Consider the following 17,473-nt stretch of genomic DNA (forward strand, 5'->3'; position numbering starts at 1 on the left):
GAGAAGGCCCCGGATCAGGTCCGGGGCGGCGCAAGTGGGGGGGCGTGCAGGGCGATTGGTTCATCTTCTCCGCCGCGCATACACCCTCAGCGCGTCATCCCCGACTTGATCGGGGATCTATTGAAACCGGAGGAGGCAGGGGGAAGCGGATGGCTTGCAGCACGACCGATTTCCTATCCGCCGCGCGTGCAGTCCGGAGGTGCTTATTGGATCCCGGCTCGGAGGCCGGGATGACGATCAGAGCAAGAGGCTTGTAATGGCGGTCGTCTATAAGTTGGAAACGGAAACAGGTGTTCGACCGCGCTCAGGCTGGCACACTGGTTTCCGGATCAGAGCGCAGCCTTGCTGCCCTTGTCAGGACTGATGCACCAACCTCGCCTCACTCTCCTTCGTCATCACCGGACTTGATCCGGTGATCCATCCCGAGATTCTGCAACTGCTGAAAGCGAGCGGAGTGGATGCCATGATCAAGTCATGGCATGACCAGCGAAGAAGGCCGAAAGGGTGCCAACCAAGCCCCACCCTCCATGCGTCATCCCCGACTTGATCGGGGATCTATTGAAACCGGAGGAGACACGGGGAAGCGGAGGGCTTCCAGCACGACCGATTTCCTATCCGCCGCGCGTGCAGGCCGGAGGGGCATAATGGATCCCGGCTCGGAGGCCGGGATGACGATCGGAGCAAGAGGCTTGTATTGGCGGTCGTCTATAAATTGGAAACGGAAACCGGTGTTCGCCTGCGCTCACGCTGGCACACCGGTTTCTAGATCAGTGCGCAGTCTTGCTGTCCTTGTCTGGATTGACGCACCAACCTTGCCTCACTCTCCGCCGCCGTCCCGGCCTAGCGCCGGGACCTCGAGCGCACCGAGAAGGCCCCGGATCAGGTCCGGGGCGGCGCAAGTGGATGGGAAAGGTCGACCGGTTCGCCTTCTCCGCCGCGCATACACCCTCAGCGCGTCATCCCCGACTTGATCGGGGACCCATTGAAACCGGAGGAGACAGGGGGGAAGCGGAGGGCTTCCAGCACGACCGATTTCCTAACCGCCGCGCGTGCATTCCCGAGGTGCATAATGGATCCCGGCTCGGAGGCCGGGATGACGATCAGAGCAAGAGGCTTGTTATGGCGGTCGTCTATAAGTTGGAAACGGAAACAGGTGTTTGACTGTGCTCACGCTGGTTTCCAAATCAGTGCGCAGCCTTGCTGCCCTTGTCAGGACTGCTGCTCCAACCTCGCCTCACTCTCCTTCGTCATCACCGGACTTGATCCGGTGATCCACCCCGAGATACCGCAACTGCCGCAAGCGAGCGGAGTGGATGCCATGATCAAGTCATGGCATGACCAGCGAAGAAGGCCGAAAGGGTGCCAACCAAGCCCCACCCTCCATGCGTCATCCCCGACTTGATCGGGGATCTATTGAAACCGGAGGAGACTGAGTGGAGCATGGTGCTTGCAGAACGACCGGTTTCCTATCCGCCGCGCGTGCAGGCCGGAGGTGCATAATGGATCCCGGCTCGGAGGCCGGGATGACGATCGGAGCAAGCGGCTTGTCATGGAGGTCGTCCATAAATTGGAAATGGAAACCGGTGTTCTCCTGCGTTCACGCTGGCACACTGGTCTCCGGATCGGTGCATAACCTTGCTGCCCTTGTCCGGACTGATGCGCCTACTTTACGCCAATCTCTGCCGCCGTCCCGGCCTAGCGCCACGCGATGTAGGATCGGAGAGCCAAGATGTTTTTGAAGGCTATGTCACCACATGTGGGCACCCGTCTTATAATCATACCTGTCGTGCGGATGTGCATAATATGTCGGGATATACGGCAGCTGTTCCCCACCACCCTTGTTCAGAGCTGCGAACGAAGTTCCTAGAATACTGTAGTCAAAAAACACAAAGGCATTTTTGGAGTAAGGGTGCGCACATTCAATGATATGCTCACCGAATTTCTCATGCCGTGAATGGAACAGGCAGTAAGCTTCATCTTTCCACATCAAATAAGTTTTGTCCGCGAGAGCAATCGGAGCAGGAAGTCGGCCTTCCCAGTCACCCAAGCGATACTTGCGATATAATTCGGCGATGAACCCGAAATGCAGATTCGGGCTTTGCCCATCAAGCACAGCTTCCAATATAGGAAACGAGATCCTGGTGACTGGGTATTCCCGCCAATCATCTTCAGTTACTTCTATCATTTTCTCGCCTACTCAAACACGGGATAGAAACTTTTGAATTTTCAGCTGCTGCATGAGAACGCTCTGTAATCACCGCTTAGCGAAACTACACACAGGTCAACGTTCAGCAGATGGTTGGGTCAGTCCCGACCAACACGAAATGAAATTCTATTGAATCAAGCAGATCCGTTGCACTTGCTCGGACTGCTGCACCAACCTTGCCTCAATCTCCTTCGTCATCACCGGTCTTGATCCGGTGATCCATCCCGTGATCCCGCAGCCTTCCGCAAGAGCGGAAAGCAATCGGAATGGATGCCATGATCAAGTCATGGCATGACTTGCAGCGCTGCACTGTGGTCTCACCGCCCTGGGCGCCCACTCTTCTTCGGGCGTCCCCGCCGTCTCTTTTCCTCAGCCGGGTCTTCGTAGGAGCCTGCGCCGATCCTGCCTCTGATCACCGGTTTGGCGTCGTCGGCGGGGTCGAGTGGTTTTTTGGGCAAGGGGCCCGTGCTGAGAGGAACTTCGGTCCGGCCCACTGTCATCTCATCGAGAGAGTTTTTGCGGACTTTAGAGCTGGGGCTCAAAGTTTCTTCGCTCACGGCTGAGCGCTCGCTGTGCTCGCTAGCCTGCGCGGGCGCGGCCTGACCGGCCGACGCATGGTCGTGCTTGCCTTCGCTGCGCTCGGGGTTCTTTTCCCCTGATAGAGCGGAAGAGGCGGCGTTTCGAGATTGTGCCGCTTTTGCCCGGTCCTTCGCGGTTTCGCGTTTCTTGCCGGAGGCGCCGGCCTTGGTGCCGCCGGCGCCGAATTTCTTGTCGCCCTGATAGCCGCCGGTCCTGTCGTCGACAGCGGCCTGCCGGGCCAGCGGATCGTCGGCAACGGCGAGTTCGGTTTCGCGCAGGCGTTTGATCTCGTCGCGCAGGCGCGCGGCGGTCTCGAAGTCGAGATCGGCAGCGGCATCGCGCATCTGCTTTTCCAGATCCTCGATATGGCCCTTGAGATTGTGCCCGACCAGCGTGCCTTCTTCCGCGAATCCGGCGTCGACCGTGACGTGGTCCTGCTCGTAGACGCTGTCCAGAATGTCGCCGATGTTGCGCTTCACCGTTTCCGGGGTGATGCCGTGTTCGGCATTGTAGGCCAGCTGCTTTTCGCGGCGGCGGTTGGTTTCCGCAATTGCCCGCTCCATGGAGCCGGTCATACGGTCGGCATAGAGAATGACCTTGCCGTCGACGTTACGCGCCGCGCGGCCGATGGTCTGGATCAGCGAGGTTTCAGAGCGCAGGAAACCTTCCTTGTCCGCGTCGAGAATGGCGACCAGCGCACATTCGGGAATGTCCAGCCCCTCGCGCAGCAAGTTGATGCCGACCAGAACGTCGAACGCGCCGAGGCGCAGGTCGCGGAGGATCTCGATACGCTCCAGCGTGTCGATGTCGGAATGCATGTAGCGCACGCGCACGCCGTTTTCATGCAGGTATTCGGTCAGGTCCTCGGCCATGCGCTTGGTGAGCGTGGTGACCAGCGTGCGGTAACCCTTGGCGGCAACAGCGCGCACCTCGCCCAGAAGATCGTCGACCTGCGATCCGGCGGGACGGATTTCCACTGGCGGATCGATCAGGCCCGTGGGGCGAATGACCTGCTCGGCAAAGACGCCGCCAGACTGCTCCATCTCCCAGCTGCCGGGTGTCGCTGACACGGCAATGGATTGCGGGCGCATGGCGTTCCATTCTTCAAACCGCAGCGGACGGTTGTCCATGCAGGAGGGCAGGCGGAAGCCGTATTCGGCCAGCGTCGCCTTGCGGCGGAAGTCGCCGCGATACATGGCGCCGATCTGCGGAATGGTGACGTGGCTTTCGTCGGCAAAGACGAGGGCGTTGTCGGGCAGATATTCGAACAGGGTGGGGGGCGGCTCGCCGGGATTGCGGCCCGTCAGGTAGCGCGAATAGTTTTCGATCCCGGCGCAGGAACCGGTCGCTTCCAGCATTTCCAGATCGAACATGGTGCGCTGTTCCAGCCGCTGCGCTTCCAGCAGGCGGCCATGGGCGGTCAGTTCCTCAAGGCGGTGCTTCAGTTCTTCCTTGATGGACTTGGTGGCCTGATTCAGCGTCGGCTTGGGCGTGACATAGTGCGAGTTGGCGTAGATCTTGACGGATTTCAACTCGCCCGACTTCTGACCTGTCAGCGGGTCAAACTCGGTGATGGATTCGATCTCGTCGCCGAACAGGGACACGCGCCAGGCACGATCCTCATAGTGGGCGGGGAACAGCTCGATCGTATCGCCGCGCACCCGGAAGGTGCCGCGCTGGAAAGCCGCGTCGTTGCGCTTGTATTGCAGGGCCACCAGATCGGCGATCAGCTGACGCTGATCGATGCGTTCGCCCACCTCGATGGCAAAGGTCATCGCGGTATAGGTTTCGACCGAGCCGATACCGTAGATACAGGAAACAGAGGCGACGATGATGACGTCGTCCCGCTCCAGCAGGGCACGGGTTGCCGAGTGGCGCATCCGGTCGATCTGTTCGTTGACCGAGGATTCCTTCTCGATATAGGTGTCCGTGCGCGGAACATAGGCTTCCGGCTGGTAGTAGTCGTAGTAGGATACGAAATACTCGACCGCGTTGTCCGGGAAGAAGTTCTTGAACTCGCCGTAAAGCTGGGCGGCCAGTGTCTTGTTCGGTGCGAGGATCAGGGCGGGGCGCTGGGTGCGCGCGATCACCTGCGCCATCGTGTAGGTCTTGCCGGAGCCGGTGACGCCCAGCAGCACCTGCGTCTGTTCGCCCGTCTCGATACCCTCCACCAGCTCTGCTATCGCAGTCGGCTGGTCGCCCTTGGGCTCGTATTCGGATTTCAGGACAATCGGCACGCCGCCTTCCGACTTCGCCGGTCGCTCGGGCCGGTGCGGCACCCAAAGTTCGCCGTTCTTGTGCAGCGGATTGCCGCTCTCGATCAGCGCCGAAAGCGCCTCCACGGTCGCCGTTGCGCCCTGATTGCCGCCCAGATCGCCAAAGCGGCCATCGGCGGCGGATTTCTTCTTGTTGTCTTTCTTGTGCTGCTTGAGCCTGGCTTCCAGCTGCTCGGCTTCTTCCAGCGAGATGTCCAGCCCGGCAACCGGGTTCAACCCGCCCGCCGCCCGCTCGCGCGCGCTGTCTGCCTTGCCCATGGAGGTGCCACGGGCGGACTTGGTCGGCCTTTCCTTCTTTGCGCTCTTGGCTTTTCCGCTCACGGACGTTCGCGCTTTCGCGCTGTCCTGCGCAGGGGCGGCCTGACCGGCCGACGGCCGTTTGGCCTCGCCTTCGCTTCGCTTCGGAGACGCATTTCTTGCTTTGGAGGTGTTTCCTTCACCGGGAGCGGGCTTTTCCGCCTCATCCGCAATCTCCGCCGCCCAGTCGGCAATCGAGCCGCCAAGCGGCACGCCGGACAACGGTTTCTGCGGCGCTTCGCCAAAACCATCGGGGCCAAAACTATCGGTCGCGGTTTCAGTATCGGGATTCTTCGATGTGCGGGACGTCTTGCTCATACCCCGCAATATGGTCTCCCAGCCCGCCAAAGGAAAGAGGGCGAAGGGCGCACAAGGACCGGTTCCTGACAGGAGATGTCAGGAGGCGGCAAATCTTGCCGACGCTCTGTTGCATCTCCGTGGTCTCCAATTGCTTCCGTAATCTGAACGGGATTTGCCTGTTGTGCTGGGGAAATTAATATGTTCTTATTTTGTTCTGATTAATATGCTGTATTGTGAGGCAAACGGATACCTAGGACGTTAGATGAAAAGTCAACTGACTTCACTAGAGCTTTGCGCAGGAGCCGGCGGGCAGGCTCTTGGTCTTGAAATGGCAGGGTTCGATCATGTCGGCTTGTTCGAGAATGATCCACATGCGTGCGAAACACTAAGAATAAATCGCCCAAATTGGGCGGTGTTTGAACACGATCTATTTCAAAACTTTGATTTTTCCATATTTCGCGGCGTCGATCTTTTGGCCGGTGGTTTACCGTGCCCTCCGTTCTCTGTGGCAGGTAAGCAGTTGGGTGAAAAGGATGAGAGAAATCTTTTTACCAGAGGCGTCGAAATTGCTGAAGTTGTTCAGCCCAGAGCAATTATGTTTGAAAATGTTCGGGGCATGTTGGACGCTTCGTTCGAGGGATACCGCGACTACATTGAAGTGCGCCTTAGAAAACAAGGGTATAAAGTTTATTGGAAACTGCTCCATGCAGCGGACTTTGGCGTGCCTCAGCTAAGGCCACGAGTGGTGATGGTGGCATTGAAGCGGGCTTATGCCGAGATGTTTTCTTGGCCTGATGACCATGATTTCAAAGATGCAGCATCAGTCGGAGAGGTTCTCTTCGATTTGATGGCGGCGAATGGTTGGCAAGGGGTGGAAGAATGGGCGCAGCAAGCAAATCGGATAGCTCCAACCATCGTTGGAGGCTCCAAAAAACATGGTGGGCCAGATCTTGGACCTACTCGAGCTAGGAAGGCTTGGGCCGAATTGGGCGTCGAAGGCCGAACCATTGCAGAAACCGCGCCTGCAGCTGATCATGATGGAATGCCGCGACTCACAGTGCAAATGGTCGCGCGACTACAGGGGTTTCCAGATAATTGGAAATTCTCTGGGCGTAAGACAAATTCTTACCGACAAGTTGGAAATGCGTTTCCGCCTCCGGTTGCTGCTGCCGTTGGTCAGAAGATTTTCATGGCCTTAGCCGCGCACAATGTACTGCAAGAAGCGGCAGAATGATAAGCAAAGAATTTGATCGCGATTCCGAACAATTGGAATTCCTCGCCGAAGAGCTATACAGGCTTGTCGGGGGTCAAAAAATATTTGTTGAACGGTTCCCGGAGATAATATCTGACGCCGTAGAATACGTTATTGATCCTGTTCGCACAGCGCGGACCAAAGTTTCTGAACTGGACAATGTTGAGAAGACATTCATCGGCTTGAAAGTGGAGCATTTCCTCAGAGATTTTATAGGGGTTCCTAAAGGGCTAAGAGATCTAAGGTTGGCGGGCCAAGATGTAGATGTGAAAAACACAGTGCGGAATAATTGGATGATCCCTCCTGAGACATTCAGGAACTCTGAGCCGTGCATTTTGGTGATGGTTGCAACTGAGCAGCGAAATTGTTCCCTCGGCATCATTGTGGCTCGTGAAGAGTATTTGAACAAGCCAAATCGAGATGGGAAACGAAGTATTCGAAGCTCGTCGTTTGAGAATATCTATTGGATATTTAAGGATCGGCCACTTCCAGAAAGCCGATATGAGGGCATTGATATGCTTCGCTTTCGCCAGCTTAGAACTGACATACAAGGTGGTAGTAGGCGTGCCGCTCAGTTTTTTCGAGAAAACCTAGGTAAGGTAATTCACCGGAGTGTATTACAAGGGCTTTTATACGATCAAAAAGATTATATGAAACGGATCCGTGGAAACGGCGGTGCGCGCGACATCCTGCTTGAAGAAAGAACTGTGATATTATCAGGCTATTTCCATAGCAGTTTAATTGATCAATTCAAACTCGAATTTTGCAGCCGAGATGAGTTTATTTCTCACAATTGCGATAGTGAGGAATGGAACCATATCATGCTTAGTGACTACTGAGGGTTTTCTGCAGATGCTCAGTGAAGGCTGGCTATTCTCTTATTTGAAGATCACCCCGCCTGTGCCCTGACCAAGACCTGTTCCTCGGTGATTTCTGAAATCGGTGGCAGGTCGTCGGTGTGGATGGCGCAGTTGCCGCCGTCGGTGCGGGCTTTGATGAGGGCGCGCTCGCACAGCAGCATCAGGTCGTGGGCGGATTTCGCGTCATAGGGCGCGGTGGCCCAGCCGATGCTGGTGCTGATGCCGACGAGTGCATCGGTTTCCGTGGTTGGTGAATAGGTGTTGCGCAGAACAGACGCGCACAGGCGGTTCACGGCAGAATGGTTGTCTATATCCCTGATCATGGCGGCAAATTCATGCATGCCCGTTCGGCCGATGATCGATCCGCGCGGCAAGGTCTGCATCAGTTTCTCGGCGACCACGTTGACATATTGTGTCGCCGGGTTCGGGATCATCGGATCGTAGAGGTGATGGATGAAATTCATCTCGATCACCATGACGGCGCAGGGGGACTGATGGCATCGCTGAACCAGCGGCGCAATGAGGTTGACAAAGTCGCCTCTCGAGGTGGGTCTCGACAGGGTTTCGCGAAGCGTCACAATGGCCCCGAGATCTTCCATCGGGTTCTGCAACACGCCTCCGGCGGCAACGCCATGGTTGCCATGCACGAAGCCTGAAGCATAGGACGATGCGAAAGCCGCAGTGGATCGCGAGGGTTTCGCTCCGCCCTGGGTCGAGCCGGAGTTCGAGGCGCTTTGGGAACCATTCGACTGTATCATGACAAGATGCCCCTGGAAAACTGAATGCCAGTCATTCTCTACTGTTCTTGGTTTAGTATATGCTCGTATAGATTGATTATTTGCTGATTTTTCTACTTTTGGTATTGTGTCTTTAGCTATAGTTACCGCTGCGTAAATTCGGGCGAATGAGCCTATGGAGACGCTCGGCCCGGCGTTTCAATTCAAAAAAAAGAGCCCCAATGCAGTGCATCGGGGCCAGGCAGGGAAGCTGAGGTCAAGTCGGAAGTGGTATGTACGTTTTTCGGTCGGTCAGGCGGCGCGCACCTTGGAGACGAATTGGGAAACCTGCTCGCGCAGTTCGCTTGCCTTCTGGTTCAGGCCTTCGGCGGCTTCATTCAATTCACCACTTGAAATCCCGGTTTGCTCCACGGCCTCGCTGATATCGGCAAGGCCTTGGGCAATTTCCGCGCCGAGTCCGGAGGAAGACGAGCTGCTGTCTGCGATGGCCTGAGTGGCCAGATCCTGCTGGGCTGCGGCTTCTGCAATCTTGGAGGCGCTGTTGCGGATTTCCTGGATCATGCCGGAAATCTTTTGCACCGCCTCGACGGAGGAGCTGGACGCCGACTGGATTTCCTCGATCTGGGTCTTGATCTCGTCGGTCGCTCGCGAGGTTTGTTCGGCAAGCTGCTTCACTTCCGCGGCGACGACTGCGAAACCCTTGCCTGCTTCACCGGCCCGCGCCGCCTCGATGGTGGCATTGAGTGCCAGCAGGTTGGTCTGTTCGGCAATGTCCTGAATGAGGCTGGTGACGTCGGCCACCTTTGCCACCATGTCGCCGAGTTCGCGGACCGAATTCGATGTGGCTTCGGCTTCCTTTGCGGTCTTGTCGGTCATGGAGGAGGTGGTTTCGATCTGTGCCGCCATTTCGCGGGCACCTGCCGACAGTTGTTCGACGGCGGTGGTAACCGTCTGGGACTGGCCACTGGAGTTCTGGAAAGAAGACGTGATCTTCTTCATTTCCATGTCGGTCGTCTCGGCAACCTGGTGCATGCCGTCAGCGTTGCGCGCCATGTGGCTGGCGGCTGAGAAAACATTGTCCACGATTGCGCCGACGGTAAGTTCGAATTCGCCGGCCAGTCGGTCGAGCTCGGCCTTGCGCTGTTCGGCCTGGCGGGCCTCCAGCTCACGTTGCTGCTCCTCCAACTCATGGGTGCGCTGCAGGTTCGTCTTGAACACATCGAGGGCGCTGGCCATCTTGCCGATTTCATCGGATCGCTCGGAGAATGGTGTTTTGGAGGTGAGGTCCCCGGCGGAAACGTTTTCCATGACATTCGCCAAGGTGTTGATGGGGTTCAGCACGCGGGAGAACAGGACATAGCCAACCACCACGCAGCAAACCACGATCGATAGCAGAACGAAGCCGAACATGGTGGTCATGAGGGTTCGCATACCCAAAAGAGTGTTGAGAAGCGTGTCCTTGGCGGCGTTCTTGTCCACCACCAACTGGGTCATGATTGTTTTCAACCCTGCCAGAGCCGGTTGGTCATCAACCCGAAGGGCCTGATCAATTTCAGGAATGCTCGCCCCGGCCTTTGCCATCGCTTCAATCTTGGGAAAGTTGGCTTCGTAAGCTGTGATCATGCTGTCGATGGCACTAACAGCCTCCGCTTCTGCATCAGAGCTGGCGAGGGACCTGTAGTCATTCAGGTGCTTGCGGGCTTCCACAACGCTGTTGCGAAAGGCGGTCGCGTTGTCTTCGGTCTGAAGGATCAGAAATTCCTTGAAATTGTGGATCATTCCCCCGTAGCCAAGTGCGTGACGCAGGTCGATTATTTCCTCGTTCTTGGCATGGGAGTCCTTTACCAGATACTGGGACAGCGTGGCTTCACGCAATGTCTTGATGGCTTCGATTGCATTCGTGTCATCGACATAGAAAAAGCGCGACACAACGTCGGCAGAAGCCCCGGTTCCGAGCATCTTTATGGATTGGGTGAGAGACTCATCATATTCGTCAAGGGTGGCTCGCAGGTCAGCAAGCGCCTTGAGTTCGACCTCGCTTGGATCGACATGGGAATAGACCTCCAACGCCATTCTGGAGGCGCCAAGAGCATTGCGGACCCGGCTTACAAGTTTTGGATCCTTGCGCAGCATGTAGTTCTTGTAGTTGTGAATCATGCCGCCATAGCCGAGTTCGGCAGTCAGGAACTCGAGAGCCTGTGCACGGGGGCTGCTCTTGTCGGCAAAGACGCGCCATTGCACGTCAACTTCGGCTCTTTTCACCACTCCAACAACCAGTGATCCCATGATGATGATGCCAAACAGCACCATGCAACTGATCAATGCTATTCCAATTGTTCGTAGCGACATAAGCGAGTGCCCTGCATCAAAAATCACGAAGTAAATTCTTTGTATTGGAAACGTATTAATGCAGATTTAAGCAAAGTAATAATTATAAATTACTGACAATATACTTATTGTAAAAAATGCTATTTATGTATAATATTTATCTAGGTATCCTGCTGACGGTTCAGTTGGTCACGCGAGCGAGGCGGAATGACCACAACAATAGGCCCTAATGGGCAGGGAGAAACGGGAAGTCTGCGTGACTGGGTCTAGGCAAGTAAAGGATGCACAAGATTTTGCGGCTCTTGTCGAAAACTGGTGCCGTTTGGATGGTGGTCTTCGGGAGTGCCTTGGTCTTGTTGATCGGGTCTCAGCGCTGGGAGGACTCAGCAACATTGTTCTGGAAGTCGAAGCATCCAGGGGGCGATTCGTTTTAAGGCTTCCGCGACCCGATGCTCCCCAGTTGGTCGACCGACATGTGGAGCTTTGTAACATCTTGTCTGCTGCCAGTGCCGGTCTTGCGGTTGCCCCGGTTCATTATGATGCTGCGAATGGCCTGCTGCTGTTCCCCTATCTGTCGTCATCGGATGGTCCGCCCGACACCGAAAAGCTTGGCCAGCTTCTCCGGAGACTTCATGACACACAGGTTCTGTTTCAGAACGAGAGACGGCTCGGCATGTGGCTGGACGGCCTCTTTGAACAGGCTCGGCTGTCGCCCTCGGTTCAAGACGACATCCTGCAAGCGGAAACGCTTTACAGTGAGCTTCTGTCCTTTCAGTTTTGGCAAGATAGTCCAGTCGTTTCATCCCATTGGGATGTTACGGCGGCAAATTGCCTTTCGACCGACGCAGGCCTTCTTCTGATCGATTGGGAGTTCTCCGCGCGAGGACCAAGGGCCTGGGATCTGGCCTACGCTATGCTTGAGATCGGCTTTGATGCGGACGAAGAGGAAAAGCTTCTCGCCGGATATGGGCTGGATGGTGAAGACCTGATTTTGATCCGGACAGAAGTGGCGGAAATGAAGGTCGCCTGTGACCTGGTGTCGGCGCTTTGGGCGCTCGGACAGGACGCTTCCGGATCAGGGGCGACGGATTTTCGGCTATTCGCACGAACGCGGATTGCCCGTGCGCAGCGTCAATTGGCGGCGCTCATCTTGCCGAAAATGTAAGGGTCTGCGTGTCGCGCAAGCAGATGGCATAGGCGTCGTTCATGCCCTTTCTCAGCTCCGGGTCGTCCGGGCTTTGCACAAGAGGCTCCCAAAGATTGCCCGACACAAGCTTGTCGAGGGTGCAGCTGCAGGTGGCTTGGCATGCGTCCGTATTGCCTTCGGTCAAAGCGCAGAGTTCGCTGCAGCTTTCAACAAAGCGCGCCTTGGACGGGTCCGGCAGCACGCCTGCCTCCGACATCAACAAAAGTGCACCGAACAGGGCGGGTTGATGCAAGAGGTAGATCAACAGCGAATGGCGCCCGAGAAAGCTTAAAGACCGCGAGATTGCGTTTCCTGAGCCCTCCGATGAGCCGCGTGCCGCCAGACGCGCCCAGACAGGGCTCTGCACCAGTGCGGTGCCAAGAAGGGCTATCCCGGCCCAGGGGGCAAGGGGAACATAGTCCACGCTTCCGAAATCCGGTGTTCCAAGTCCGGTCCAGAGCCAGAATTGACCGTCAAAGAAGGGTGTTTTTGCCCAAAACGGAAGACTGACGACAACAAGGCCCGCCGTCAGGGTCACAAACCAGCGCGCGTCCAGAAAGGGGAGGGACAGCAGGCCTGCAAGGAACAGGCAGTGCAGGATGCCAAAGCGAACGAAATTGTCGGAAAAGATCATGTAGGTAATCAGGCTGATCATGCATGCCGACACCAGAAGAAGGAGCTTTGACCGGATCAGCTTCTTCCAGCGGATGCTTTGTCCGTGCGCGAAGGCAAGGGTCATGCCGGACAGAAACAGGAAGCTTCCAGCGATAGCTGCAGCAAAGGCGCGCCATTCGCTTCCGTCAGTGACCGGCCAGTCGACCAGCTGGAACCAGGAGAGATCCCAGGAAAAATGATAAAATATCATGGCCAGAACAGCGATGCCGCGCAGCATATCCAATGCGGCCAGTCTGGCGTTTGTCATATGATGTCCGTTTAAATGGGTTCGGCGAGCCTATTGCTCAGCCGGTATTCGGGCTTACCCGGTAAATGCAATCACCAACATGGAGAGAAAGCCGGCAACGGCCATTGCCCCGATCACCATGGGCCACGGGGAAGGACGTGAGGCGGTCAGGCTGTCGTGGTTGGAATCGTGATGTACCATTCTCGCAGGGCCCCCTGGCTGATGACAGTACAGGGAGCCTGTCGGAAATCCCGACCGGAGAAAAGACAGTAAATGACCAGTTAACAGCCTTATCCAGAGGAACTTGGGCGGGAAAGTGGAAAACCCGGGTTTTTCACAGATCAAGCGAATCCAGCCCGCTTTCCAGATAATCAGCCAGCAACGACATGCCAAGAAGGTAGGAGGCGGTCGATCCAAGGGCGCGTTCCCTAGCCTGTTCGAGGGCAGCTTCAAAGTCGTCTGCGTCAAAATCCCCGCGGCCTATCCAGGCAATTGCAACCACTTCAGCCGCTTCGTCGACGTTCAGATCCTCGATCAGTTCGCGAAGCTCTTCTTTTGACAGATCCTCGCTTTCTTCTTCTGCAAGGCCATCATGATGATGGGAGTCCGTGAGGGTTTCCTCGTCAAACTCGACTTCATGGTCGCTTCCGTCCTGAAACGCGTCGTCGAGTGATTCCGATACTGCGCGGGCCTTTTGAATGAACAGTCGGATCGTGTCAGCGGAAATTGTCAGGTCTACGGCCATTTTTGCCTCCATCTGCTTGCGTTCATTATGTTCCCGACTGAGGGATATGCAAGTGGCTGTCGTCATAAAATGGCGGGTTTGGGGAAGGTGGTAATTGTTTGAAATTATAAGGTTTTATACGGACGTAAGCGCCCCGGGCGCGCGCTATGTCATGAAGCTTGGTCTGTTTGTATAACCAGCCCCCTTCCGCCACGACGAAAGGGGGCTGGGTCACGCCGGACTGCGACAGCCTCCGGTGCTAACCCCGATCTGTCTGTGGTGGGCCGAAGACAGAGGGCAGCTCCCCGTGCTGAACAGCACTGGCCGGAGCAACCACGGCAGCCAGCATGAGTGCGAATGCAAGTCCCAATCCGAGCGCAATCGACAAGAGGAGTGCTCGTGCGCCGTTTACTTCCTGGTTCTTCCGCATCTTGAATTCCTGATGTCGTTGGACGTGATGGTGCCAAGGACAGGTGTTGGGGTGTCAGGCCCGGGCATTTGCCGGAGCGCTGGTGTTGCGAGCATAGGGGGAGGCGAGTTTGCCGAGATCATCCGACAACTGCCGTGCCAGACCGAATGTGTAGAAGAGCATGCCTGCAAAGAAGGTGCACAGGGCAGCAAGCAGAATGCGCTGAGGGACGGAAAGGTCGAGTGCTGCCGTCATCAGGGCGATGATGAGGGCCGCGCTGGCAATTCTCAGCATTGTTCCGGTTCTGAAGGTGGCTGCCTTTTCGACATCTGTACTGCGCATCGTTCCACTCCTGACTCTGATGAAGCGATACTGGAGGTACATTCAGTCGGCTTGCTGACCGCATTTGGGCTCTTCGCGTGTCATTTGGTGGCGAAATTTGGGCATGCCGTTTCGGGTGCTGGTTAAGTAAATGTTACAACTTTAAGGAAAATTATTCATGATAACTTTGCTGCCTGAAATATAAACAATGAAGGGCAATTTTTCTGGTGGTTCATAATATGTTTTCGATTTGAGGTGAGACTCCGAACTTGGGTGTTCCTTGGGTGTCTTCTTAGAGTCGCAAATGAAATCGAGTGCAGCGAATATTCGTACACGGCCAAAACTGGACTTGAAACGTTTGGTGCAACCTGAAGAAGCGGAGATGTCTGCTGAGGTTGCCGACGAAGAGAAACCCGCCTTGTCCCTTTCGGGATTGCAGTTTTTTGTCTTCGACAACTCCCGAAAACATCTGCTCTGGTTCGAAAGCGGCAGCCAGAGCTTCAGCAGCAAGCCAAGCGGGATGCAGCAGGCGCCGGCGGCCTCGGCCCTGCGGTTGCTGCCTGCCGAAGACCGAAAGACCATATTGCGGCTGGTGCGGGGAGCTATCGAAGACGGGAAGGCGGGACCATTCGACGTTGGGGCTGGGGTTGACCACAGGCTTCCGGGCGTCCCGCTGATTACCCATCGCTACGAACTGGCGGATGGACGGACAATTGTCATCGGCTTTCCATTCATCGGTGACGATGGTGACAACGCGGGCAAAATCGTTCTTGGTCTCGCGCCGATCCTCCAACACTTCGTTCAGAACTCGAACCGGATTGTTCTGCTCGTCGACAATTTCGGCTATGTGCGATTTGCAAGCGAGGGCTTCCTGACGGGGTTCCAGATCTCCGATCCCAAGATGGTCATCGGTCGCAATATCGCCCATGTGCAAAGCCGGGTCGGACGAACTATCGTTTCTCTTTCGCTGGCGGCGCTCACGCGCCGGGCCAATGCATCAGGCAAGGGCAAGTTTCTTCTGGCGAATGGCGACAGTATCGAATTGTCCTTCGACACGATGTATTTCCGACTTGGCGGCAGCGTCGGCGGAATCCTGTTCTCCGCAGGTCGGGCCGCCGGAGAGGTTGATTATTCCAGTATCTTCAATCACTTCAGTTCCGCAATGATGGTCGTGAATGTGAAGACCCGCAAGATCATGGCGGCCAATACAGCGGCGATCCGTGCCTACCATTTGACGGCCGAGATCATGGACGAGCAGCCGGTCACCGAACGCCTTCTCCATGCCAGCAGCTTTTCTGCGCTCATTGAGGCAGCGAAGAGCAGGAGCGACATTCCGCAGTCCGTCGTCGTCAACAGTTTTGATGGAAAGTCAAAGAAGAAACGTCTGAAAGCGGTGCTTATCGATCTGGATAGTGATCCCAAGCTGCTTATCGAGGCGAGGAGCTGAGCCCGTTTTACGGATGTACCCGAACAAAGGAATACCCGCCGCATTTGGAATGCAGCGGGTCCTTTCAGTTGTTTTGTTCGATCAGAGGTTCCGCAGGAAATCCTCAATCATAGCGTTCTTGTGCTTGATCTCTTCCACCTGAGCGACAATGTTTTCGACCTGCTTTGCGGACTCGGTTGTGTTGTCGCTGGCTTGGGATACGCCGACAATCGCGCTGGCAACTTCCTCTGCCGCAGCTCTTTGTTCCACCATTGTGGATGCAACGGCGGATGCCTGCTCGTTCAGGGACGTGATCACGCCCATGATGGACTGGATCGCGGTCTGTGCTTCGTTGGTCTCGTCCTGCATTGCCTCGATCTGGGTGCGGATCTGGTCCGTCCCGCGGGCGGTCTGTTCTGACAGCCCTTTCACTTCGGCTGCCACCACGGCAAAGCCCTTGCCAGCCTCACCGGCGCGCGCTGCCTCGATGGTTGCGTTGAGGGCTAGCAGTTTGGTCTGATCGGCAATCGCCTGAATGGTGCCCATCACCGAGCCGATCTGCTCGGAGGCGCTTTTCAGCGTTCCGATCTGGTCGGATGCCGCCTGCGCCCGTTGCAGGGCATCGCGGGACATCTCCGCAGCCTGCTGCATTCTTTCCGAGATTTCCGATATGGAAGCCGTCATTTCCTCGGCGGCAGACGTCACCGATGTGGCCTGAGACTTCGCGCTTTCGGCCGAGGTCATCATGTTCTCGGAATTCGTCGACAGGCTGTCGCCGATGGCGTTCATGTTTACAATAACGTCTGTCACCATCTCGGTGACCTTTACCTGATCGGATACTACGGACCAGGTCAGCATTGGTCCCAGATAACTGCCGTCGTCATCCATGATCGGGGACACCAGCAGATTGAGGGTCTCCGGCCCCACCGCAATATTGGCCTTCCATGGAAGGCGAGACGGGTCAGCCAGAATTTGGCGCTGATGTGCCGGGTTCTTGTGGAACACATCAACGCACTGGCCAAGAAGTTCGTCAACGTTCACCGGCAGGTACTGCTGCAATGGCTTGAGGGTGTTGACGCTTGTCTGGTTGACATAGTTGATTTCGAATGTCTTCGGATCGCAGGTCATCACGTTGACCGGGATCTTGTCGATCATCTGCAGAAGGCGTTTCGTATCGCGTTCCGCTTTGACCTTCTCCGTTGCGACGGCCCATTGGAGGCCAGCCTTCACATAGCGGCCCTTGCCGTCGCGAAGCGCGAACACATGAAGGTCCAGATACTCGTCACCCAGCGTGATCGTCGTTTCGTAGGGTAGGTTGGCCTCGTTGCGCAGAAGATCGCGCTGATGGCTGGGGACCTTGTGAAACACGTCGATCGAGGTGCCAACAATCTCGTCCACCTTTATCGGCAGCAAGTGTTCGAGCTTCTTCAGCATCTCGCGAGACGCCTTGTTCACATAGTCGATCCGAAACTCTTCAAGGTCACAGGTCATCACTGCTGTCGGGAGCGACTCCAGCAGCGCCGAGGACTGGTTGTCCAGGTTCTTGATCACTCCACGGCTGGAAAACATTCTGCTCATACTGACGATACCTTCCCGTCCGGTTTTGGTGCGTGTTTGGGCCCCTTCCCCAGCACCCAAAAAATCAATGCATACATAAGCTTGCTGTGAACA

At 56.2% G+C, this 17,473-nt stretch carries 14 protein-coding genes; 4 read left to right on the top strand and 10 right to left on the bottom strand.

Translation table 11 applies throughout. The annotated features are described in order from the left end of the window. Positions 1–1,747: 1,747 nt before the first annotated feature. Entirely contained in the window at positions 1,748–2,185 is a 438-nt protein-coding gene (locus tag F0155_RS07875) for a hypothetical protein (RefSeq protein WP_150523950.1), read from the bottom strand. 338 nt (positions 2,186–2,523) lie between these two features. Beyond that, complete coding sequence (uvrB, locus tag F0155_RS07880) at positions 2,524–5,676, bottom strand: excinuclease ABC subunit UvrB (protein ID WP_150523951.1); 3,153 nt, start codon at positions 5,674–5,676, stop codon at positions 2,524–2,526. Positions 5,677–5,920: 244 nt separating this feature from the next. On the opposite strand from uvrB, the gene F0155_RS07885 reads away from it, so the two are divergent. Continuing rightward, positions 5,921–6,892 carry a DNA cytosine methyltransferase gene (locus F0155_RS07885; RefSeq protein WP_150523952.1) on the top strand — a complete coding sequence of 324 codons (972 nt, stop codon included), beginning with the start codon at positions 5,921–5,923 and terminating at the stop codon, positions 6,890–6,892. Then, the gene (locus F0155_RS07890; RefSeq protein WP_150523953.1) at positions 6,889–7,749 is read left to right on the top strand and encodes a NaeI family type II restriction endonuclease; all 861 of its coding nucleotides are present in this window, start codon (positions 6,889–6,891) and stop codon (positions 7,747–7,749) included. The genes F0155_RS07885 and F0155_RS07890 overlap by 4 nt, the downstream gene beginning before the upstream one ends. Positions 7,750–7,799: 50 nt before the next feature. Here the strand turns inward: F0155_RS07890 and F0155_RS07895 are convergent, their stop codons facing one another. Continuing rightward, positions 7,800–8,528: a diguanylate cyclase domain-containing protein gene (locus F0155_RS07895; protein ID WP_150523954.1), complete on the bottom strand. Its 729-nt coding sequence runs from the start codon at positions 8,526–8,528 to the stop codon at positions 7,800–7,802. 270 nt (positions 8,529–8,798) lie between these two features. Beyond that, a complete protein-coding gene (locus F0155_RS07900; protein ID WP_161599771.1) occupies positions 8,799–10,829 on the bottom strand; it encodes a methyl-accepting chemotaxis protein in 2,031 nt (676 codons plus the stop codon). 262 nt (positions 10,830–11,091) lie between these two features. Between F0155_RS07900 and F0155_RS07905 the strand changes: the two genes are divergently transcribed. Then, positions 11,092–12,000: a phosphotransferase gene (locus tag F0155_RS07905; protein ID WP_161599772.1), complete on the top strand. Its 909-nt coding sequence runs from the start codon at positions 11,092–11,094 to the stop codon at positions 11,998–12,000. On the opposite strand, the gene F0155_RS07910 is transcribed toward F0155_RS07905, so the two are convergent. The 5 genes from F0155_RS07910 to F0155_RS07920 all read right to left on the bottom strand — a co-directional run bounded on the left by F0155_RS07910 (position 11,981) and on the right by F0155_RS07920 (position 14,397). Next, positions 11,981–12,943, bottom strand: coding sequence for a heparan-alpha-glucosaminide N-acetyltransferase (locus F0155_RS07910; protein WP_150523957.1), 963 nt, complete (start codon positions 12,941–12,943; stop codon positions 11,981–11,983). The genes F0155_RS07905 and F0155_RS07910 overlap by 20 nt on opposite strands. Positions 12,944–12,997: 54 nt before the next feature. Next, complete coding sequence (locus F0155_RS24030; RefSeq protein ID WP_280176996.1) at positions 12,998–13,123, bottom strand: hypothetical protein; 126 nt, start codon at positions 13,121–13,123, stop codon at positions 12,998–13,000. A gap of 133 nt (positions 13,124–13,256) precedes the next feature. Beyond that, positions 13,257–13,667, bottom strand: coding sequence for a DUF3775 domain-containing protein (locus F0155_RS07915; protein WP_150523958.1), 411 nt, complete (start codon positions 13,665–13,667; stop codon positions 13,257–13,259). 238 nt (positions 13,668–13,905) lie between these two features. Next, positions 13,906–14,076 (bottom strand): hypothetical protein, encoded by a 171-nt coding sequence (locus F0155_RS23375; protein WP_161599773.1) that lies wholly within the window; start codon positions 14,074–14,076, stop codon positions 13,906–13,908. 54 nt (positions 14,077–14,130) lie between these two features. Beyond that, positions 14,131–14,397, bottom strand: a complete 267-nt coding sequence (locus F0155_RS07920; protein ID WP_150523959.1) for a hypothetical protein — start codon at positions 14,395–14,397, stop codon at positions 14,131–14,133. A gap of 361 nt (positions 14,398–14,758) precedes the next feature. Between F0155_RS07920 and F0155_RS07925 the strand changes: the two genes are divergently transcribed. Then, positions 14,759–15,823, top strand: coding sequence for a hypothetical protein (locus F0155_RS07925; protein ID WP_208999181.1), 1,065 nt, complete (start codon positions 14,759–14,761; stop codon positions 15,821–15,823). 81 nt (positions 15,824–15,904) lie between these two features. Here F0155_RS07925 and F0155_RS07930 read toward each other — a convergent pair whose 3' ends face one another. Beyond that, positions 15,905–17,380: a methyl-accepting chemotaxis protein gene (locus F0155_RS07930; protein ID WP_150523961.1), complete on the bottom strand. Its 1,476-nt coding sequence runs from the start codon at positions 17,378–17,380 to the stop codon at positions 15,905–15,907. Positions 17,381–17,473 lie beyond the last annotated feature (93 nt).

This window comes from Roseibium sediminis (assembly GCF_008711325.1).
GTDB lineage: Bacteria > Pseudomonadota > Alphaproteobacteria > Rhizobiales > Stappiaceae > Roseibium > Roseibium sediminis.